Source organism: Streptomyces sp. ME02-8801-2C (genome assembly GCF_033793965.1).
Classification (GTDB): Bacteria; Actinomycetota; Actinomycetes; order Streptomycetales; family Streptomycetaceae; genus Streptomyces.
Genome location: NZ_JARAXP010000004.1, coordinates 409,845 through 427,231, shown reverse-complemented (window position 1 = coordinate 427,231; position 17,387 = coordinate 409,845). Strand labels below are relative to the sequence as shown.

The 17,387-nt window shown below is 68.4% G+C and carries 22 protein-coding genes; 7 read left to right on the top strand and 15 right to left on the bottom strand.

The genetic code is table 11. From position 1 onward, the window contains the following. Positions 1-5 precede the first annotated feature (5 nt). From PV396_RS15190 to PV396_RS15170, 5 genes are all read right to left on the bottom strand, one after another. A complete protein-coding gene (locus PV396_RS15190; RefSeq protein WP_319205538.1) occupies positions 6-872 on the bottom strand; it encodes a TatD family hydrolase in 867 nt (288 codons plus the stop codon). Between the two features lie 2 nt (positions 873-874). After that, positions 875-1,513, bottom strand: a complete 639-nt coding sequence (locus PV396_RS15185; RefSeq protein WP_319204784.1) for an EboA domain-containing protein — start codon at positions 1,511-1,513, stop codon at positions 875-877. Between the two features lie 215 nt (positions 1,514-1,728). After that, positions 1,729-2,577 (bottom strand): sugar phosphate isomerase/epimerase family protein, encoded by an 849-nt coding sequence (locus PV396_RS15180; protein ID WP_319204781.1) that lies wholly within the window; start codon positions 2,575-2,577, stop codon positions 1,729-1,731. Positions 2,578-2,599: 22 nt separating this feature from the next. Continuing rightward, complete coding sequence (locus PV396_RS15175) at positions 2,600-3,529, bottom strand: SCO3242 family prenyltransferase (protein ID WP_319204779.1); 930 nt, start codon at positions 3,527-3,529, stop codon at positions 2,600-2,602. Between the two features lie 181 nt (positions 3,530-3,710). After that, positions 3,711-4,145, bottom strand: a complete 435-nt coding sequence (locus PV396_RS15170) for a gamma-glutamylcyclotransferase family protein (RefSeq protein ID WP_319205537.1) — start codon at positions 4,143-4,145, stop codon at positions 3,711-3,713. 248 nt (positions 4,146-4,393) lie between these two features. Here PV396_RS15170 and PV396_RS15165 point away from each other — a divergent pair, with 248 nt between their 5' ends. Further along, complete coding sequence (locus tag PV396_RS15165; protein ID WP_319204777.1) at positions 4,394-6,025, top strand: M4 family metallopeptidase; 1,632 nt, start codon at positions 4,394-4,396, stop codon at positions 6,023-6,025. Between the two features lie 130 nt (positions 6,026-6,155). On the opposite strand, the gene PV396_RS15160 is transcribed toward PV396_RS15165, so the two are convergent. Next, complete coding sequence (locus tag PV396_RS15160) at positions 6,156-7,448, bottom strand: cytochrome P450 (protein ID WP_319205535.1); 1,293 nt, start codon at positions 7,446-7,448, stop codon at positions 6,156-6,158. A gap of 118 nt (positions 7,449-7,566) precedes the next feature. Beyond that, the gene (locus PV396_RS45115; RefSeq protein WP_416071420.1) at positions 7,567-7,650 is read right to left on the bottom strand and encodes a cittilin family RiPP precursor; all 84 of its coding nucleotides are present in this window, start codon (positions 7,648-7,650) and stop codon (positions 7,567-7,569) included. Between the two features lie 325 nt (positions 7,651-7,975). On the opposite strand from PV396_RS45115, the gene PV396_RS15155 reads away from it, so the two are divergent. Next, positions 7,976-8,773: an SAM-dependent methyltransferase gene (locus tag PV396_RS15155; RefSeq protein WP_416071405.1), complete on the top strand. Its 798-nt coding sequence runs from the start codon at positions 7,976-7,978 to the stop codon at positions 8,771-8,773. A gap of 104 nt (positions 8,774-8,877) precedes the next feature. Here PV396_RS15155 and PV396_RS15150 read toward each other — a convergent pair whose 3' ends face one another. Both PV396_RS15150 and PV396_RS15145 read right to left on the bottom strand, forming a co-directional pair. Beyond that, the gene (locus PV396_RS15150; protein WP_319204773.1) at positions 8,878-9,204 is read right to left on the bottom strand and encodes an antibiotic biosynthesis monooxygenase; all 327 of its coding nucleotides are present in this window, start codon (positions 9,202-9,204) and stop codon (positions 8,878-8,880) included. After that, entirely contained in the window at positions 9,201-9,758 is a 558-nt protein-coding gene (locus tag PV396_RS15145) for an ATP-binding protein (protein WP_319204772.1), read from the bottom strand. Before PV396_RS15145 ends, PV396_RS15150 begins: the two co-directional genes overlap by 4 nt. A 195-nt stretch (positions 9,759-9,953) precedes the next feature. Here PV396_RS15145 and PV396_RS15140 point away from each other — a divergent pair, with 195 nt between their 5' ends. Both PV396_RS15140 and PV396_RS15135 read left to right on the top strand, forming a co-directional pair. Then, positions 9,954-10,841: a helix-turn-helix transcriptional regulator gene (locus PV396_RS15140; protein ID WP_319204770.1), complete on the top strand. Its 888-nt coding sequence runs from the start codon at positions 9,954-9,956 to the stop codon at positions 10,839-10,841. A gap of 3 nt (positions 10,842-10,844) precedes the next feature. After that, entirely contained in the window at positions 10,845-11,033 is a 189-nt protein-coding gene (locus tag PV396_RS15135) for a DUF397 domain-containing protein (RefSeq protein WP_319204768.1), read from the top strand. On the opposite strand, the gene PV396_RS15130 is transcribed toward PV396_RS15135, so the two are convergent. The 4 genes from PV396_RS15130 to PV396_RS15115 form a co-directional block, all read right to left on the bottom strand. Continuing rightward, positions 11,030-11,407, bottom strand: a complete 378-nt coding sequence (locus PV396_RS15130; RefSeq protein ID WP_319204766.1) for a hypothetical protein — start codon at positions 11,405-11,407, stop codon at positions 11,030-11,032. The genes PV396_RS15135 and PV396_RS15130 overlap by 4 nt on opposite strands. A gap of 307 nt (positions 11,408-11,714) precedes the next feature. Further along, positions 11,715-12,503, bottom strand: a complete 789-nt coding sequence (locus tag PV396_RS15125; protein ID WP_319204764.1) for a peptidoglycan-binding protein — start codon at positions 12,501-12,503, stop codon at positions 11,715-11,717. Continuing rightward, positions 12,500-12,661 (bottom strand): hypothetical protein, encoded by a 162-nt coding sequence (locus PV396_RS15120; RefSeq protein ID WP_319204761.1) that lies wholly within the window; start codon positions 12,659-12,661, stop codon positions 12,500-12,502. The genes PV396_RS15125 and PV396_RS15120 overlap by 4 nt, the downstream gene beginning before the upstream one ends. Positions 12,662-12,710: 49 nt before the next feature. Then, positions 12,711-13,328, bottom strand: a complete 618-nt coding sequence (locus PV396_RS15115; protein ID WP_319204758.1) for a peptidoglycan-binding protein — start codon at positions 13,326-13,328, stop codon at positions 12,711-12,713. A 348-nt stretch (positions 13,329-13,676) separates the two neighbouring features. Between PV396_RS15115 and PV396_RS15110 the strand changes: the two genes are divergently transcribed. Continuing rightward, positions 13,677-14,276: a hypothetical protein gene (locus tag PV396_RS15110; RefSeq protein WP_319204757.1), complete on the top strand. Its 600-nt coding sequence runs from the start codon at positions 13,677-13,679 to the stop codon at positions 14,274-14,276. Positions 14,277-14,283: 7 nt separating this feature from the next. Here PV396_RS15110 and PV396_RS15105 read toward each other — a convergent pair whose 3' ends face one another. After that, positions 14,284-14,889, bottom strand: a complete 606-nt coding sequence (locus tag PV396_RS15105; protein WP_319204755.1) for an NAD(P)H-dependent oxidoreductase — start codon at positions 14,887-14,889, stop codon at positions 14,284-14,286. Positions 14,890-15,179: 290 nt separating this feature from the next. On the opposite strand from PV396_RS15105, the gene PV396_RS15100 reads away from it, so the two are divergent. Further along, on the top strand, positions 15,180-15,737 hold the full coding sequence (locus tag PV396_RS15100) for a hypothetical protein (RefSeq protein ID WP_319204753.1): 558 nt from the start codon (positions 15,180-15,182) through the stop codon (positions 15,735-15,737). Positions 15,738-15,846: 109 nt separating this feature from the next. Then, positions 15,847-16,572: a class F sortase gene (locus PV396_RS15095; protein WP_319204751.1), complete on the top strand. Its 726-nt coding sequence runs from the start codon at positions 15,847-15,849 to the stop codon at positions 16,570-16,572. On the opposite strand, the gene PV396_RS15090 is transcribed toward PV396_RS15095, so the two are convergent. Then, complete coding sequence (locus PV396_RS15090; protein ID WP_319204749.1) at positions 16,529-17,314, bottom strand: sulfite exporter TauE/SafE family protein; 786 nt, start codon at positions 17,312-17,314, stop codon at positions 16,529-16,531. The two genes, PV396_RS15095 and PV396_RS15090, sit on opposite strands and share 44 nt — an antisense overlap. Positions 17,315-17,387: the final 73 nt, after the last annotated feature.

Sequence of the window (17,387 nt, the reverse complement as noted above, 5' to 3'; positions counted from 1 at the left end):
GCGGGTCACTCTCCCCCGCGTCGGATGGAGTTGCCCTCGAACGACGAGGTCTCGTCGGGCTTCGGCTCACCGTCGGTGTCGTCCAGGTCGAGGCGGCCGCTCTGGCCGTAGAAGGCGACCGGGTTGCGCCACAGGACGCGGTCGACGTCGTCGTCCGTGAAGCCGTCGGAGAGCATCGCGTCGCCGGTCTTGCGAGTCTTCAGCGGGTCGGAACTGCCCCAGTCGGCTGCCGAGTTGACGAGGACGCGGTCGAGTCCGTGTTCACGCAGGATGCGGACCATGCGGTCCTCGCTCATCTTCGTTTTCGGGTACACGGAGAAGCCGGCCCAGCAGCCGCTGTCGAGGACCATGCCGACCGTCAGCTCGTTCAGGTGGTCCAGGACGACGAGTTCGGGGGCGATGCCCGACTCCCGTACGACGTCCAGGGTCCGTCTGGTCCCGGCGGCCTTGTCGCGGTGCGGGGTGTGGACGAGGGCGGGCAGGCCGTGTTCCAGGGCGAGTTGGAGCTGTCGGGCCAGGACCTCGTCCTCCTCCTTCGTCATCGAGTCGTAGCCGATCTCGCCGACGGCGACGACCCGGTCCTTGGCCAGGTAGCGGGGCAGTTCGTCGAGGACGGGGAGGCAGCGCGGGTCGTTGGCCTCCTTCGGGTTGAGGGCGATCGTGCAGAAGTGCTGGATGCCGAACTGGGCTGCCCGGTAGGGCTCCCAGCCGAGCAGCGAGTCGAAGTAGTCGTAGAAGGTGTCGGGCGAGGTGCGGGGCTGGCCGAGCCAGAAGGCGGGCTCGACGACGGCTCGTACCCCGGCCGCGTGCATCGCCTCGTAGTCGTCGGTGGTGCGGGAGGACATGTGGATGTGGGGGTCGAAGATGCGCATGGTCACACGGCTCCGTGGGTGGTGGTGACGGGGTGCACGCGGGGCAGGAAGCGGGCGATGTCCTCGGGTACGGGGCGTCCGGCCGCCGTCCGTTCGCGTGCGAAGTCGGCGAGCATGCGGGCGAGTTCGGCGTCCGCCCGTTCGTCGAGGCCGGAGATACGAGCGAGCGGGATCTCCTGGAAGACGCACTTCAGTACGGCCTGGCGGTATTCGTCCGCCGGGAGGTGGGCCGCCGCGTAGGGGCCGAGGGCGGCCTCGATGAGCGTGTTGTCGTTGCCGCGCAGGGTCTGCCGTACGAGGTCCAGGAACCGGCCGGTCCCGTCGCGGTCGACCTGTGGCAACGCCCGTAGGACGGCTCGTTGTTCGGCGGGGTCGCCATGGCGGTGGAGGGCTGACACCTCGTCGACGAGAGGCTGGTCGCGCAGCGCCAGCGAGGCCATGAGCAGGGCTCGGACGGCCTCGTCGACGGTCCGGCCGTCGGGCAGCGGGGCGCGTCCGCAGTGGCGGCGGACGGCGGGGAAGAGGGTACGGATGGCGGCGGGATCGGCTGCGACTTCGGCCAGGGCGGCATCGAGCCAGGCGCGGGCCTCGGGGGTGAGGGGAAGGGGAGGCGGGAAAGGGGCACGGTCGGAAATCGGCATGGGGGTTTCCAGAACGGAAGTCGGAGAATAAACGGGGTCCGGGAAATCCGGGGGGTCGGCATGACCAACGCGTCAGTTCCAGCTGGTCCAGCCGGTCGAGCAGATCCAGCAGGGTCAGCGGAGAGGGCAGATCCAGCGTGGCTCGAGAAAGGCCGGAAAAGGGGCAGTGAAATAGGCGTGGTGGGTGAATGGCAAGGACGCCGGCGGAATGCGGCTCAGGAGGTGAGCAGGCTCCGGGCCTCGGCTCGGCGCAGGAACTCCAGGGAACTGCGGGCGAGTTCGGGGGCGTCCAGGGCGCCGCCCTGGATCTCGACGGACACCAGACCGCGGTGACCGAGGTCGGTCAGCGCCGCCAGTACCGGCGGGAAGTCGATCTCGCCCGCGCCGAACTCCAGATGCCGGTGGACTCCGCGCACCATGTCCTCGATCTGGACGTTCAGGAGGTGCGGCGCGGCCAGGGCAACGCAGTCGAGCAGTGAGGGCGCCTCCACGCAGTGGGCGTGTCCGACGTCCAGTGTGAGACCCAACAGCGGGTGCCCGCCGAGGAGTTCGCGCAGCCTCAGACACTTCGCGACGGTGTCGACGAACATGTGCGGCTCGGGTTCGAAGGCGAGCGCGACCCCGTACGCCTCGGCTGTCTCCAGTGTCGCCCCGACGTTCGCGGCCAGTCGCCGCCAGGCCTCCGCCTCCGGGACGTCGTCCGGCCCTGGCCCGCTGCACAACTGGACGGTGGGAGAACCGAGTTCGCCGGCGATGCGGACGGCGCGCCGCAGCAGGTCGACTCGGCGTTCCGGCTCGCCGGTCATCAGTGTCGGCTGGTGCTTGCCCCAGGGGTCGAGGAAGTAGGGCGCCCCGGTCTCGACCGTGACGGTCAGTCCGAGTCGCGTCAACTGTTCGCGCAGGCGCGTGATTTGGCGGGCGAGGTCGTCGGCGTACGGGTCGAGGTGGTTGTGGTCGAGGGTGAGGGCGACACCGTCGTAACCCAGGTCGGCGAGAATGCCGAGGATGTCGGAGAGGCGGTGGTGGGTGAACCCGTTGGTGCCGTACCCGAATCTCAGGCCCATCTTCCGCCCTTCGTCACATGGCTCATGTCGGGGAAACCCGTCTCGCGAGGCGCTGGGCCACCGGATGCAGGACGCCCAGGAGTGCGGCGGCTACGGGCGCTCCCGCGCGCGCCGTGAGCGCCGTCTGCAGGGGGACCAGGGCAAGGATGCCCGCTCCCACCGCGCGCCGGACGGAAACAGCGCTCGGATCGCGTACGGCACGCACCTGGGCCCTGCCGTACGTGCCCAGGTAGGCGATAACTCCCGCGGATGCGACGGCGGTTCGGGCGGCCGTGGCGCGGGGCAGGGCGCGCCGGGGCGGCAGTACCGCGGGGAGCAGGGAGGGCAGCACCGTCGACAGGGCCGTGGCCGACGACACGGCCAGCGTGGTGGCGGGCAGCCGCGCCGGCGCGCCGGAGATCTCGTGGCGGCTGAGGACGGTGAGCGTGTAGGTGTGCACGCCGGTGAGGAGCGCGGGTGCGGCACCGCGAGCGAGCGCGCCGGCCGCGCCGCCCCCACCAGCCCCGTATGACGGAGGCTTGCCGCCGCCCGCCACCGCACCCGCCAGCACGTCGAGCGCACGCGCGCCCGCCATCGCCGCCGGGCCGGCCGGAGTCGACTTCAACTTCAGGTCGTACGCCCATATCAGCGCCGTCAGCGGCAGGGCGATTCCGAGTCCGCGTCGGCCGCCCGACAGTGCGGCGAGGCCCAGGCCTGCGCCGGTCAGACCGGTGGCGACGGCCAGCGCGGTCCGGCGCGGTACCCGGCCGGAGGGCACCGGGCGGGCGGGCCGCTCGACCGCGTCGACGGCCGCGTCGGCGTAGTCGTTGAGGGCCATGCCGGCCCAGTAGAGACAGACGGAGGAGGCCATCGCGCCGGCGGTCCGGGGACCCAGAGGGCGGCCTGCCGCGGTCGCGCCGGCCAGGATGTCGCCGGGGACGCTGAGCGCGGCGGGGGCTCGAACAAGGCTCAACAGGTCTGAAAATCCGGGGAGTTGAGACTTGACACTCAGTAAGGGTTGTCGAAAAACGGTTGGGGGAAGCGCTTTCCGGTCACTCATAGCCCAATGATTACCGAAAATATTTGAAAACGAATGCCCTCAACGGATATTGCCCCTTGTGAGGAACCTGACAAGATTTTGATATTGACACGTCTCACCCAGAAGCGTCGTGGCGCGGTCCACGGCTGCGCCAATCCCCGCCCGCGATACGTCTGCCGCGCGCCCGCAGCCGGGCAGCGACGACCGGGCCGGCGACGTACACCCAGGCGAGTTCGGCGCTCCCGTCGGCGTCGAGGGTCACCTGCCGCGCCACCCGCTCGTACAGGCTGCGCGGGTCGCCCGGAACGCACTCCTCCAACTCGTCGAGGGCGGGGAGCAGTTCGTCGTACGCCTCCGGTAGCGCGGTGACCAGGTCACCGTGCACGACGCCGCCGGGTTCCGCCACGGCGTACGGGTAGCCCGGGCCGTCGTACAGCGCCGCGTCCGCGAGCCGCGCCGGGCCCGCCGACCGGATACGGCCGTACAGGTACCGGTCGTGGTTGACCTCGCCGGGGCGGAGGGTGCCGTAGACGAAGAACGGGAGTCGCAGTCGCACCTGGCGGTCTCTCAATCGTGAGCGTGACCCCCGACAAGCGTGAGTCCGTGGCAGCGGGCTCGTGGGGATGGGGAAACGATTCTCGCCATAAGTCGGGGTGAAGCCGCGAACGCTATGGACACGACATGTCATGAACCCTTAAATCTGACCGATCCCCACCGTTGTCACGACCGTCGTCACGACCACCGTCACCACCGCCGTCACGACCACCGTCACGACCGTCTTCACCCCAAAGGAGACCGATGACCTCCCGTCTTGCCGCGGCCGGTGTGGCCGCAACCAGCGCCGCTCTGCTCGCCGCCGCACTCTCCCCCACCGCCGACGCGGCCGACTCGGCCGAGAAGCCGACCAGGGCCACCGCGATCAAGAACGCCGTCTCGGTGCTCGTGGACCAGGCCGCTCACCTGGGCCTGACCTCCGTACAGAGCACCGCAGTTCGGGACGTCGTCATCGACAAGGACGGCAGCCAGCACGTCCGGTACGACCGCACCTACCGCCAACTCCCGGTGCTGGGCGGTGACTTCGTGGTCCATCTGGCGCCCGACGGCGCCTACCGCAGCGCGAGCCGCGCCACGGCCCGCCCGATATCCCTCGCCACGATCAGCCCGGCGGTGTCCGCCCCGAGGGCCGCCGACCTGGCGGCGTCGGCGCTGCGCGCGGCCAACCTCGGCGAGGCGCTGAAGAAGATAACCTCCAAGCCGCGCCTGGTGGTTGACGCCCTGCACGGCGCCCCAAAGCTCGCCTGGCAGACGGACGCGGTGGCGCTGGACTCATTGGGCAACCCGGTCGCCCGTACGGTCGTGACCGACGCCCGGACCGGCGCCCAGATCGACGCGTGGGACAGCATCGAGACGGCGACGGGCGACGGCCAGTCCCTGTACGGCGGCACGGTCCCGTTGGAGACGACGGTGTCCGGATCGACGAACCAGCTCAAGGACCCGACGCGCGGCAACACGTACACGGGCGACGCCGCGAACGGCACCGACCTGTGCATATTCGGCATCTGCATCCGCCGCGCCCCCGCCACGCTCTTCACCGACGCGGACAACCACTGGGGCACGGGTACGACGGCGGACCGGGCCTCGGCGGCGGTGGACGCGCAGTACGGCACCGACGAGACCTGGGACTACTACAAGGACACGTTCGGGCGCAACGGGATCAAGGGCAACGGGGTCGGCTCGTACAACCGCGTGCACTACGGGAACAGCTACAACAACGCGTTCTGGGACAACACCTGCTTCTGCATGACGTACGGCGACGGTGACGGGACGACCTTCGGCCCGCTGGTCTCGCTGGACGTGGCCGGGCACGAGATGACGCACGGCGTGACCTCGGCGACGGCCAACCTGACGTACTCGGGCGAGTCGGGCGGCCTCAACGAGGCGACGTCGGACATCTTCGGCACGCTGGTGGAGTTCAACGCGGCCAACTCCACAGACGTCGGGGACTACTTGATCGGCGAGAAGATCGTGAAAGCGGGCTTCGGACGGTCGGCCCTGCGCTACATGGACCAGCCCTCGAAGGACGGGAACTCGGCCAACTGCTGGAGTTCGGGCGTCGGGAACCTGGACGTCCACTACTCCTCGGGCGTCGCGAACCACTTCGCGTACCTGCTGGCGGAGGGCAGCGGCGCGAAGACGGTGAACGGGGTCAGCTACAACTCCCCCACGTGCAACGGCTCCACGGTCGCGGGCATCGGCCGGGCCAAGCTCGGCGCGATCTGGTACAAGGCGCTGACCACGTACATGACGTCGTCGACGAACTACGCCGGCGCGCGCACGGCCACCCTGAACGCGGCGCGTGACCTGTACGGGACGGGCAGCACGGAGTACGCGGCTGTGGCGGCCGCGTGGAGCGCGGTGTCGGTGGGCTGAGGCGGCGGCTCGCTTTCGGTGGTCACTCCGGCGGGGCGGTGGGCAGGTTCGCCGGGGTGACCACCGAGTTGTCCGTCCGCTAGCCCTGCCGGGTCGGGTCGTTCGGCGGCTCTCACCAGCGGTGGAGCTCTCACCAGCGGTCGAGGTGGAAGCGCGCGTTCATCGGCTGGAGGGCGAGCGCGGGTCGTGGGCGCACCGCGTCGGGATCCGCGAGGCGCAGTCGGTGGGCGGACCAGATCGCGGCCAGCAGCAGAACGCTCTCCACGGTCGACAGCGCGGCACCGACACAAACGCGCGGGCCAAGCCCAAAAGGAAAATACGAACCCCGGGGAATGTCCGACGCCTCTTTCCCGAGCCAGCGTTCCGGCACGAATTCTCCGGCATCGCGCCAGTAGCGGGGGTCGCGGTGATTCACCCACTGGCTCACCGTGACCGTCGTACCCGCCGGAATGAGATGGCCGCCGATTTCCACATCCACCCGGGCGTCTCGGCTGGTCACCCAGACAGGCGAGTACAGGCGCAGCGCTTCTCGTAGCACCGCGTCCGTGAAGGGCAATTCCTGCAACAGCTCCATTCCGTCGGAGTTCCGCACGAACGCCTTTTCGGCCTCGCTGTGCACGCGTTCCGCCGCGTCTGGGTGCCGGGCCAGTAATACGCTCGCCCACACCACGGCGTCATTGGTGGTTTCGAATCCGGCCATCAGCAGAGTGGCCAGTTCGTCACGGATCTCGGCCTCGCTCGGCGCCGGGGTGCTGTAAAGCAGCGCGTGCAGAACGGGCGCCGCCTTGGGGTCGACGGCTTTCGGCGAGGAAACGACCTGCTCGAGGGTCCTGATGACCCGCTTGAGATGGCGGCGAATCCGCAGCTTGGGAGGAGTGGGCACCCACTCGGGCAGGACCACCGGCGAGGCCGACAGATCCATGATGGGGGCGACGAGGCCGGCGACGTCCGCGATCTGCTCGTCCGTGTACTCGTCGCCGAACAGCAGCCGTGTGACCAGCCTCAACGTGACCCCGGAGACGTCCTGTTGCAGGTCGCGCACCTGGCCGGGACGCCAGGACGCGAGCATCCGCCGTGCCTGCTCCCGCATGGTTGCTGCGGCGGTGGCCGACAGCTCACGGTCGAAGGCACCGTGGATGCGCCCGCGTCTGACACGCCACTCCTCGCCGTCGCTGCTCATGGTCGACAGCGGCAGCGACTGCCGACGGCCTGCGCGCCGGGTCCCCGGACCCTGCTTGACGAAGTCCGAGTTCCTGTCGACCAGCATGCGCACGGCGTCCTCGGGGGACGCCAGCAGAACATTCTTGGGACTGAGCCTCACCGTGTCGCCGTACTCGCCGGCGCAGTGAGTGAGAAAGCCCAGTGGGTCCGCCGAGAAGTCCGTCAGATTCCCGAGCACTCTTCCGCCGTCGGGCCCCGGCATCTCGGTCAGCGCACGCACCGTCATAAGACTCCCGTCCGATCCGCAGAATCAGCCGCAGCGCATCGCGAACGCCGGGGTGCGGTTCTTCACACCCCGGCTTCGCATATTGCCTCGCCGGTCAGTAGTACATGTACGGAGCCGTGAGCCGGTCCTTGCGTACCAGTCGCGCGAACAGCGCGCCTGTCAGAATCAGCTTGCGCATGGCAATGCACCCCCTGGGCTTTTCGACGGGTGTACCGGGCATTGGACATGTTGACGCTATGTATAACTGTTGCGCCGGTCAACACAGTGAAATGGCCATAGTCGGCGGCCGACATAAAGTGACGGGTTGTCGTTCGGTGACGCCGACGCGGCCCTACAGGGGGCGAAAGGGTCGACAGGGGCGAGAGAGGCGACAGGCGCGTGCTGGCTACCGGACCTGCGGCGACTGTCCGGCAACCGCCGACCGCCACACCCTTGTTAACTTGAACCCTGTACGAAACCCTCGTACGACCGCGTACGCTGCGACCGGGGAGACGATGTCAAGCATGTCCGAATCCGAACAGAGAATCGACACCTCGGTACCGCACTCCGCCCGTATCTGGAACTACTGGCTGGGCGGCAAGGACAACTACCCCGTGGACGAGGCGGCCGGCGACGCCTACACCGCCGTCTTCCCCGGCATCGTCACCATCGCCCGCAGCAGCCGCGCGTTCCTGGGCCGTACGATCCGCCACCTGGCCGGGGAGGCGGGCATCCGCCAGTTCCTGGACGTCGGCACGGGCCTGCCCACCGTGGACAACACCCACGAGGTGGCCCAGTCGATCGCCCCCGACGCGCGCATCGTGTACGTGGACCACGACCCGCTGGTCCTGACCCACGCCCGTGCGCTCCTGACGTCGACCCCGGAGGGCGCGACGGACTACGTGGACGCCGAGCTGTACGACACGGACCGCATCCTGAAGGCGGCGGCCAACACGCTCGACCTCACCCGCCCGACCGCCCTGATCCTGAGCGGCATCCTGGGCCACGTCCCGGACCACGCCGTGGCGCGCGGAATCGTCCGCGACCTGATGGCGGGCCTCCCGTCGGGCAGCTACCTGTCGTTGAACGAGGGCTCACGGGGCACGGATCCGGCTTACGAGGCAGCGCAGGACGGGTACAACGAGACGGGCGCGGTGCCGTATTTCCTGCGGCCGGTGGAGCAGATCGAGGCGTACTTCGAGGGGCTCGAGCTGGTTCCGCCGGGGGTGGTGTCGGTGCCGCTGTGGCGGCCGGAGCCGAGCGCGTCGGGGGTCGCGGCACCGGCGATCGGCCAGCATGGCGGGGTGGGGCGCAAGCCCTGACCCGAGCACATGATCGTGAGTTGTGGCGCGCCGAGTCCAGCTGCTGCGGTCGGCGCGCCGGAGAATCGGGGGGTGGCGGGTCTCGAGTCGCAGGTCGCGCGGGCTCAGTCCTGCTTGGGGGCGGCCTGCTGGACCACTTCGAAGGACCAGAGCGTCGACGCGGAGGAGGCGGGCTTGGGCTGCTCCCCGCCGGGGGACGCGGGGCGGTGGGCCGACTGCATCGGGCCCGCCATCCAGGCCTGGAAGTCCTCTTCACTGCGCCACCGCGTGTACACCAGGTAGTCGTCGGTGCCCTCGACGGGCCGCAACAGCTCGAACCACTCGAACCCGTCCGACCCCTCGACGGCCCCGGCCCGCGCCGCGAACCGCTTCTCCAGCGTCTCGCGCTGCTCTTCGGAGACCGTGAGTACGTTGATCTTTACGATGCTCATGACGCCCATCTTGCCGCAGGGCGTCGCCGACGGTTTGGTGTGGGGGCGGAGGGTGTGGCGGGGTCGGTGACAGGCGCGGGGTGCGGTTCCTGCTTGTTCGTCGCCTGATACGTCGCCTGAGTCGCCATCTGATTCGTCGCCTCGCCCACGCCGCGTACGACGTCCAGCTCGCACCAGACGAGCTTGCCGACGGTCAGTTCGGTCACGCCCCAGCGGTCGGCGACGGCACCGACGATCAGCAGTCCCCGCCCGAACATCTCGTCCGACGCGGCGTTGCGTGCGCGCGGCAGTAACTCGCCCCGGGGGTCGGAGACGCTGACGCGCACGGCGCGCTCGGTGAGGGCGAGTTCGACTCGGAAGAGACGGTCACGAAGACACCCGTGCAGTACGGCGTTTCCGCCGAGCTCGGAGACCAACAGGGCGGTGTCCGGGGCGAGTTCGGGGTGCCCCCAGTCGGTGAGGAGGCGGTGGGCTCGGCGGCGGGCGAGGGTGACGCTTTTGGGGAAGGGGGTGTAGTCGAGGCGGTCGTAGCGGAGGGGGGCGTCTTCGGTCACGGGGTCTCTTTTCGGGCAGGGGGAGCTGCGACGTGCGGTAAGTGGCTCCGCTCAGCGAGCGGTTCGTCACCGACGGTAGAGGCAGCCTGAATTATTCCGCAAGCTACTCCCGGAGTAATTCCTCCAATCGAGTTTGCGGAGCCTCGTGACAGCACGTCAGACTGGCCGGGCACCGATGCCAGGAGGAGCACCGACGTGACCGCACGCCAATCGACGCAGGGCTACAGCACATCCACCGTCCTGGGACGCCGACTCGGCGGCGAACTCACCAAGTTGCGCACGGCAGCCGGCCTCAATCAGACCCAGGCGGCCAAGACACTCACCGCATCCACGACCAAGGTCGCGAAAATGGAGGGCGGATGGGTCCCCATTCGCGACCCGGACATCCGGGCGCTGTGCGAGTTGTACGGGGTCCACGACCCCGGGGCCATCGGCGGCTTGCTGGAACTGGCGCGGGTCGACCGCGAGCGCCGCAAGGCCAAGGGCTGGTGGGACGGCTACACGATCCACGGAGTCATGCAGGAATACGTCACGTTGGAGAGCGCTGCGACGGCCGTCAAAGCGTGGCAGCCTGCGTTCGTACCCGGCCTACTCCAAACACCGGAGTATGTACGGGCGTTGAGGAACGGGCCCACAGCTGAGCTCGCCAAGGGACCCGACCCGGACGAAGAGTTCATCTCGACCCGGCTGTCCCGGCAGCAACGCCTGACCAACGACCCGCCGCTCTCGCTACACGTCGTGATCTACGAAGCGGTACTTCGTAACTTCCCTGGTGGAGCACCGACGGCCGCAGGCCAACTGGAGCACCTGACGCGGCTGGCCGAACTGCCAAGCCTCACCCTCCAGATCTTCCCGTTCGGCGCTGGGACACATCCCGGCCTGAACGGCTCGTTCAACATCATCTCGTTCGCAGCCCCCGGCGCCATGGACGTCGTATACGTGGAGGCTCCCTTCGCCCAGCGCTGGGTGGAAGGCGGAGAGGCTACCGCTGACTACGATGAACTGTTCGAGAAGATCGCTGAACGCTCTCTCAGTGAGCAGGAGTCGGTCTCGTTCCTCCACAAGCTTTGTAAGGAACTGTGAACCGTGACTGAGTACAGGTACCGCAAGTCCAGCTACAGCGACCAGACAGCGGAGTGCGTCGAGGTCGCCACCAACATCCCCGCAACCATCGCGATACGGGACTCCAAGACCCCCTCAGACCCGCCCCTCCGCCTCCACCCCGCCGCCTGGGAGACATTCCGAACCGCCGTCACCGCCGACCGCCTGCGCTAATCGCCCTCGCAAGCCCTCGCCTTGAACTCCGCCACCGGGACGGTGACCGCAGCCTCGGCGCCCTCGTAGCGGACCGTTCCCGGTGTCAGTCGATCCCGGTCGGCCAAAGTGAAGGACATGCTGCTCGACGACCACGAGTCGTCCTTGGTCCAGCCGTACAGGGTGTAAGTGGTTTCCCCGGTAAGGGAGTTAAGAGGTTTGGTCGCTGTCCAGCCGGTGGCCGGGGCGTCCAGGGGCCAGGTGGTGAGGCCGGGCTCGAGAGGGCTGGCGGCTGTCCAGGAACCGACCGTCACCTCCTTGTCGGGGTCCTCTCTGTCCACGTACAGAGTCGCGCCGTCGATGTGATGTCCGCAGACCATCATGACGCCGACCAAGTGACCATCCTTGGTCACCGATATGCCCGCTACGGCGTCAACGGGGACCGTGCATCCCGAAGTTGCCGCCAAGGCCGCGCAGGCCGCGAAGGCGCCGGTGAAGCGCTGGACGATCGGTTTCCGCCACGATCTTGTCCACTGCAAGGTGCCCCCCTGATCCGGGGAGTTTTTCGTACCCCCTGTACACCGGACGATAGGGACGATCCGCATCGAGGCGCGGCGCCGCCGCCGACCCGTTGTGCACTCGTTGTGACCTCGTGGCCCCGGTCCTGAGCCAGATCACCAAGAGAGCCTGCAGCAAGGACGGTCAGACGTTGGGGACCTGTAGCTTGTCCCAACTGGTCTTGCCGGGGATGCCGTTGGCATCGGCGCCTTCGAAGCCGAGCTTCTGCTGATAGGCGGCGTAGGCCTTCACATCGCCCGGCCCCCATACGTCGGCGTTGGCGCTCGACTGGTACCGGTTGCACCCTTCGGCGACGAGCCGATGGTGCATCGCCGCGATGATCGGCGATTTCTTTCCGGCGTGGAAGAACGACGCACCAGGGAACGGCTCGGTTTCCGACACGGGGACGGGGTGGGAACCCTTGAAGTGGTCGTACGCCTCCTGGGTCGCCGCGAGGACCTTGCCGTAGAGCTTTTCCATGTGCGGGCCGGCGCATTCGGTCGAGGCCCAGTGGTGGTGGTAGAAGAGGTTGCTCTTGCTGGGGCGTTCGCCGATCACCTTGGCGAAGAGCCAGCCGGCGAGACGTGCGGCGTTCTTCCAAGTGACCTCGGCGACCGTCCAGCCGGGCCCGAGCGTTGCGTTCGCCATTTCGATGCTGATCGAGCGCTGGTTGCCGGCCACGTTGCCGACGGCCCAGGCGTACTCGTTCACCTTGACGTACTGGGCGACTGCACCAGCGGCGTCAATGTCGAAGTGGGCCGAAGCCGGACGCTCCTTCCAGAGGTCGAGCAGACCCTGGTGCGAATACCGGCCGGCGTTGTGGTGCAGCGTGACCGACGTCTTCTTGTAGGCCTTATGGGTGACGTGGCCCGTGGCGCTGAGTTTGTCGATGAAATTCGCGACGGAACGGTCGTAAGCGATGGTGGCGGTCACTTGGGGGCCTCCGCGTCGTTTTCGACGCCCTCCTCGGCGAAGGCGACGAAGTCGCTCTCCGGAAGGGCGTCGAGGTCGTCGGTGCCGGGTCCGTCGGCGGTGTCGGTCTTCTTGAGGGCCGCTTTCAGGTCCTCTTGGTCGAAGTTCTTCTCGGGCATGACACCATCCTTTCAGTCACCACAACCCTGTGTCGCCGGTTCTCGAGTTTTAGACGTTGGGGACCTTTAGCTTTTCCCAACTGGTCTTGCCGGGGATGCCGTCGGCATCGTCACCTTTGAAGCCGAGCTTCTCCTGCCAGGCGGCGTAGGACTTCACATCGCCCGGGCCCCATACGTCGGCGTTGGCGCTCGACTGGTACCGGTTGCAGCCCTCGGCGACGAGCCGCTGGTGCATTGCCGCGATGATCGGCGACTTCTTTCCGGCGTGGAAGAACGACGCACCAGGGAACGGCTCGAAGTCGGCGTGGCTGGCGGAACCACCGTCCATGTACTGCTTGTAGGCCCCGTTCGTGAACGTGGACCATTGCTTCCAGTTGTGCGCGTCTTTGATGGCCTTTGCCGTCTTGGCGTTGTAGAGCGGATCCTTGAGCTTTGCTTCAATCCTGAGCGTGTCCGGTGGGGAAAACTGCCCTGGGTGCTTGAGCGAGCGTATCTGGAAGAGACCAATGGACGGTCCCCACTTGTGGTCGACCAGATGCTGGTCTCCGATGACGACGGGGTCGCCTTTGGACTCTGCCATGGCGACGGCCGCTGCGATTTTGATGTCGCTGCCGGTGAATCCCGCCTGTGCGGCGAGGGCGCGTAGCTCGGCCAGGGACTTTTTCATTCCCGAGGCCCCTCTCACTTGTTGATCAGGAGCCATTTCCGCATGGCCCAGCAAGGTGTCGGATCGAGAACCGGGTACGGCCGGAATGATCAGTCGGGGAGGGGCATTGCTGGAATACGGCAGCCGCGTCTGCGGCAAGTCACGAAATCCCGCTACGAGCTTCCCCTGATTGGCACGTACACAGATGGAGACCAGAGGTCTTGGCCGCGCCTACGTGGGGTGCGAGCGGCTTTACGAGGTGGGAAAAATGGATCATTTCCAATATATCACAATGTCAGGTATGGGGCAATCAGGGGCTACTCGGGTTTAATTCGCAGAGGCTGCGCGAGCGCGAGGGAGGGGATCGCCGTGGGAATCGGCTACAAGACGTCCTGGCTGGCTGTGCCCGGCGGCGACAACGAGCAGGTCGCCGACGCACTCGGGCTGCTTTCACGCGTGACGATGGACTGGGAGGCGGGGACAGACGCGGCGTACCGGCGAGGTGTCTTCGTGGCCACGCCCGTGGACGGCTGGACGCTGGCTCACAGCCGAGTCCACCTCACAGCCGGAGTTGTGGACTACGGTCCCTCCCTCCTCGCCTGGCTGCGGTCACTCGGCCACCAACTGGGCGACCTTCAGTTCTTCCACACCGATCGCATCTTCGAGAACCACGCCTGGGCGAGAGTCGAGGCCGGCGAAGTCGTCCGGGCCTACTGCTATGACGGTGGCGTGCCCCTGCGACTCGGTGAGCCGACCGAGATCGAGCGCCAACTCGGTGTCGGTATAAGGGGGATGGAGGAGGGGCATTCGTCCTGGGGCGACGCCGAGTGGGACGACTGGTACGCCGCCATGCCCGTCGAGAGGCACGTCATGGCCATTGCCAAGGCCTGGGGAATCTGTCCTCCCGAGATCCCGGACGCGCCCCCGACGGGCGTTGGCATCTACGGCTTTCCGCCCGGCACCGAGTGACGGGCCACTATCCCCCGTACGCCCGCGCCGCCCGTCCCTCCCTCAACGTCCGCCCCCACCACACCACTTGGTCCAGCATCGTCTTCGCCGCCGCGTCCGGGCCCGACGGGTCCCTCAGTTGTCCCCCGTCATCGAAGGACGCGCCCGCGTTGTGGAAGGAGACGGTGTCCCGGACCGTCGTCGCGTGGAGTTCCGCGAAGACCTGGCGGAGGTGTTCGACCGCGCGGAGGCCGCCGGAGACGCCGCCGTACGAGACGAAGGCGACCGGTTTGGCCTGCCATTCCGTGTAGTGCCAGTCGATGAGGTTCTTCAGGGCGGCCGGGTAGGAGTGGTTGTACTCGGGGGTCAGGACGATGAACGCGTCGGCGGACGACAGTTTCGGGGTGATCGTCGCCAGTGCGGTCTGCGTGTCCGCGTCGGCCGCGAACGTCGTCGGGAGCGCTGTTTCCGCGACGTCCACGACCTCCGCCACGAGGTCGTCGCGGGCCGCGAGCCGGTCCAGGATCCAGGCGGCCACGACGGGGCCGAAACGACCCTCGCGGTTGCTGCCCACGACCACGGTCACACGTACGGGTTCGGGTTCGAGTTCGACAGATTCAGTCAGTGTCTGCATGCGCCACAGCCTCGTACCTCAAGCTTTCTTGAGGTCAAGTCGTCCAGCCATCGCCCTCCCCGGTCACCCGTTCACACCCCCGACTGGGCCCTTCGGGTTCTTTTTCGCGACACTCCGGCCGTACGGCGATGACCTGCCGAAATGTCGACGCGCGCGCCACTCCCGGGCGTCCCGCGCCGCCCGTTCACCGTATTTCTGACGGGCCTTCAGAGAGCGCGTCCGGGTCCCTGCCACTTACCTCGGTAGTAGACCATCCACCCCGTTCGCGAGCTGTCGGAGGGAGCAAGCCCATGCGACGTACCGCCGCCCGCCTGCTGACCGGTATAGCGCTCACCGTCACCGTCGCGGGCGCGGTCACGGGCGTCGCCTCGCCCGTATACGGCAGTACCGGCGGTGGTGGTGGTCTGGAGGTGTACCCGAAGACCGTCACCCCCGGCGCCCAGGTCACCGTCAACACGACGGCCTGCGGAACGGGCGGGACCGCCGCCGGTGATGCCAGCGCGGTGGGCGCCGGGGCCTTCGTTCTGGCGCCCGGTACGCACCAGGAGGTCGCCGTCGGGCAGTTCCGGGTGCCGCCGGGCGCGCAGCCGGGGACGTACGAGATCGTCGCCCGGTGTGATCGGGAGGGGGGCGGGTCGCAGGTGAGTGGTGATCTGGTCGTCACGCTCACCTCCACCCGGGAGCCCGTGCGGCCTCCCGTACATCCCAGGGGGAGTGTGAAGACGGGGGTCGGTGGCGCGCTCGGCCCCGACCCCGTGCAGACCGCGGGCGGTGTGGCGGCTCTCGCCGTCGCCGCCGCGGGCGGTACCTGGCTCCTGCATCGCCGGGCGAGAGGCGACAGGATCTGACGGACACCCTCCGCCGTCCGTCCGCCGGTACCGCATGTCCCCCTCCCTCCGGGTCCGACGCCCCTCGCGGCCCGGAGGGGGGCCAGGGGCGAACTTCGGGAGGCTCGCTGTGCGTCGCAGATTCGCCAACCTGGTCATAGCCCTCGTCACCCTCGCCGCCCTCTGTTCCGGCGCCTGGCTCGTGCGCAGCGGCGGGCAGACGCACGCCCCGCCTCAGCCGTCCGCCGCCCAGGCCCGTACGCAGCCCACCGGCCCGCAGCCCACCGACAAGCCTGCTGTACCGGCGGAGTCCGCCGCCCCCGCGCTCCCGCCCTCCCCGCCCCTCCGTATCCGCATCCCCGCCATCGGTGTGAACGCCCCGCTGATGGGCCTCGGCCTCACCGCCACCGGCAGCCTGGAGGTTCCGCCCCTCGAGCGGGAGGATCTCGCCGGCTGGTACGAGGCCGGCACCGTCCCCGGTGAGACGGGCACCGCGATCGTCGCCGGGCATGTCGACAACGCCGACGGCCCCTCCGTCTTCTACCGGCTCGGCGCCCTGGAGAAGGGCGGCACGGTGGAGGTCGAACGGCTCGACGGGACCACCGCCCGCTTCGTCGTCGACGCCGTGGAGGTGTACGACAGGGACCACTTCCCCGACGAGAAGGTGTACGGCGCCGCGTCCCGCCCCGAACTGCGCGTCATCACCTGCGGCGGAAGTTACACGCCGGAAACGGGATACGAGGGGAACGTCGTCGTCTTCGCCCATCTCACCGGCGGCGGCACCGGCGACGGCCGGCGCCCGCTGAGCGTCATCACGCCACCCACTGCTGGTACGCCAGATTCGCCACGAGCGTGAACACCACGACCAGCAGCACCACCCGTACGAACCCGCTCCCCTTCTTCAGTGCCGTATGCGCCCCGACCATCCCGCCGACGAGGTTGAACGCGGCCAGCAGCGCGCCCAGCTGCCAGTACACCGTGCCCTGCCAGGCGAAGATCGCGAGGGCGCCCGCGTTGGTGCAGCAGTTGACGACCTTGGCCGTCGCGGAGGCCGTGACCAGGTCGAGGTGGAGCAGCGCGGTGAGCGCGAGGACGAGGAAGGTGCCCGTGCCGGGGCCGATGAGGCCGTCGTAGAAGCCGATGCCGAGGCCGGCGAGTCCGATCGCGGCGAGGACGCGGCGCGCGGAGACCGGGGTGGTCGCCGGGGCCGTGCCGAAGGCGGGCCTGAAGATCACGAAGGCGCCGACGCCGAGCAGGACGACCATGATGACCGGCTTCAGCGTGTCCGTGCTCATGCCGGCCGCGACGAACGCCCCGGCCGTCGATCCGGCGACCGCGGCAAGACCGATGCGCACCGCGAGGCGTACGTCCACCGGCGCCTTGCGTGTATACGTAACGGCCGCGCCCGTGGTGCCGACGATCGCCATGGCCTTGTTGGTTCCGAGCGCGTACTGTGCCGCCGACGACGTGTCCGGCAGCCCCAGCAGCAGGACGGGCATCATGAGCAGGCCGCCACCGCCCACGACGGCGTCGATCCAGCCGGCCGCGAGGGCGGCGAGGCAGAGGGCGGCGATCATGGGCAGCGATATGTCAGGCATGATCGTGAGCTTATGTAACGGGCACATGCGGGCACCACTCATTACTGGAAGCTTGAGGACTTCCAGAGCTTTC

What these genes read in the sequence shown, in the direction of transcription:
- PV396_RS15190 (WP_319205538.1), bottom strand. Translation starts at nt 872, where the DNA reads ATGCGCATCTTCGACCCCCACATCCACATGTCCTCCCGCACCACCGAC.
- PV396_RS15185 (WP_319204784.1), bottom strand. Translation starts at nt 1,513, where the DNA reads ATGCCGATTTCCGACCGTGCCCCTTTCCCGCCTCCCCTTCCCCTCACC.
- PV396_RS15180 (WP_319204781.1), bottom strand. Translation starts at nt 2,577, where the DNA reads ATGGGCCTGAGATTCGGGTACGGCACCAACGGGTTCACCCACCACCGC.
- PV396_RS15165 (WP_319204777.1), top strand. Translation starts at nt 4,394, where the DNA reads ATGACCTCCCGTCTTGCCGCGGCCGGTGTGGCCGCAACCAGCGCCGCT.
- PV396_RS15160 (WP_319205535.1), bottom strand. Translation starts at nt 7,448, where the DNA reads ATGCCGGGGCCCGACGGCGGAAGAGTGCTCGGGAATCTGACGGACTTC.
- PV396_RS45115 (WP_416071420.1), bottom strand. Translation starts at nt 7,650, where the DNA reads ATGCGCAAGCTGATTCTGACAGGCGCGCTGTTCGCGCGACTGGTACGC.
- PV396_RS15155 (WP_416071405.1), top strand. Translation starts at nt 7,976, where the DNA reads ATGTCCGAATCCGAACAGAGAATCGACACCTCGGTACCGCACTCCGCC.
- PV396_RS15150 (WP_319204773.1), bottom strand. Translation starts at nt 9,204, where the DNA reads ATGAGCATCGTAAAGATCAACGTACTCACGGTCTCCGAAGAGCAGCGC.
- PV396_RS15120 (WP_319204761.1), bottom strand. Translation starts at nt 12,661, where the DNA reads ATGCCCGAGAAGAACTTCGACCAAGAGGACCTGAAAGCGGCCCTCAAG.
- PV396_RS15115 (WP_319204758.1), bottom strand. Translation starts at nt 13,328, where the DNA reads ATGAAAAAGTCCCTGGCCGAGCTACGCGCCCTCGCCGCACAGGCGGGA.
- PV396_RS15105 (WP_319204755.1), bottom strand. Translation starts at nt 14,889, where the DNA reads ATGCAGACACTGACTGAATCTGTCGAACTCGAACCCGAACCCGTACGT.
- PV396_RS15100 (WP_319204753.1), top strand. Translation starts at nt 15,180, where the DNA reads ATGCGACGTACCGCCGCCCGCCTGCTGACCGGTATAGCGCTCACCGTC.
- PV396_RS15090 (WP_319204749.1), bottom strand. Translation starts at nt 17,314, where the DNA reads ATGCCTGACATATCGCTGCCCATGATCGCCGCCCTCTGCCTCGCCGCC.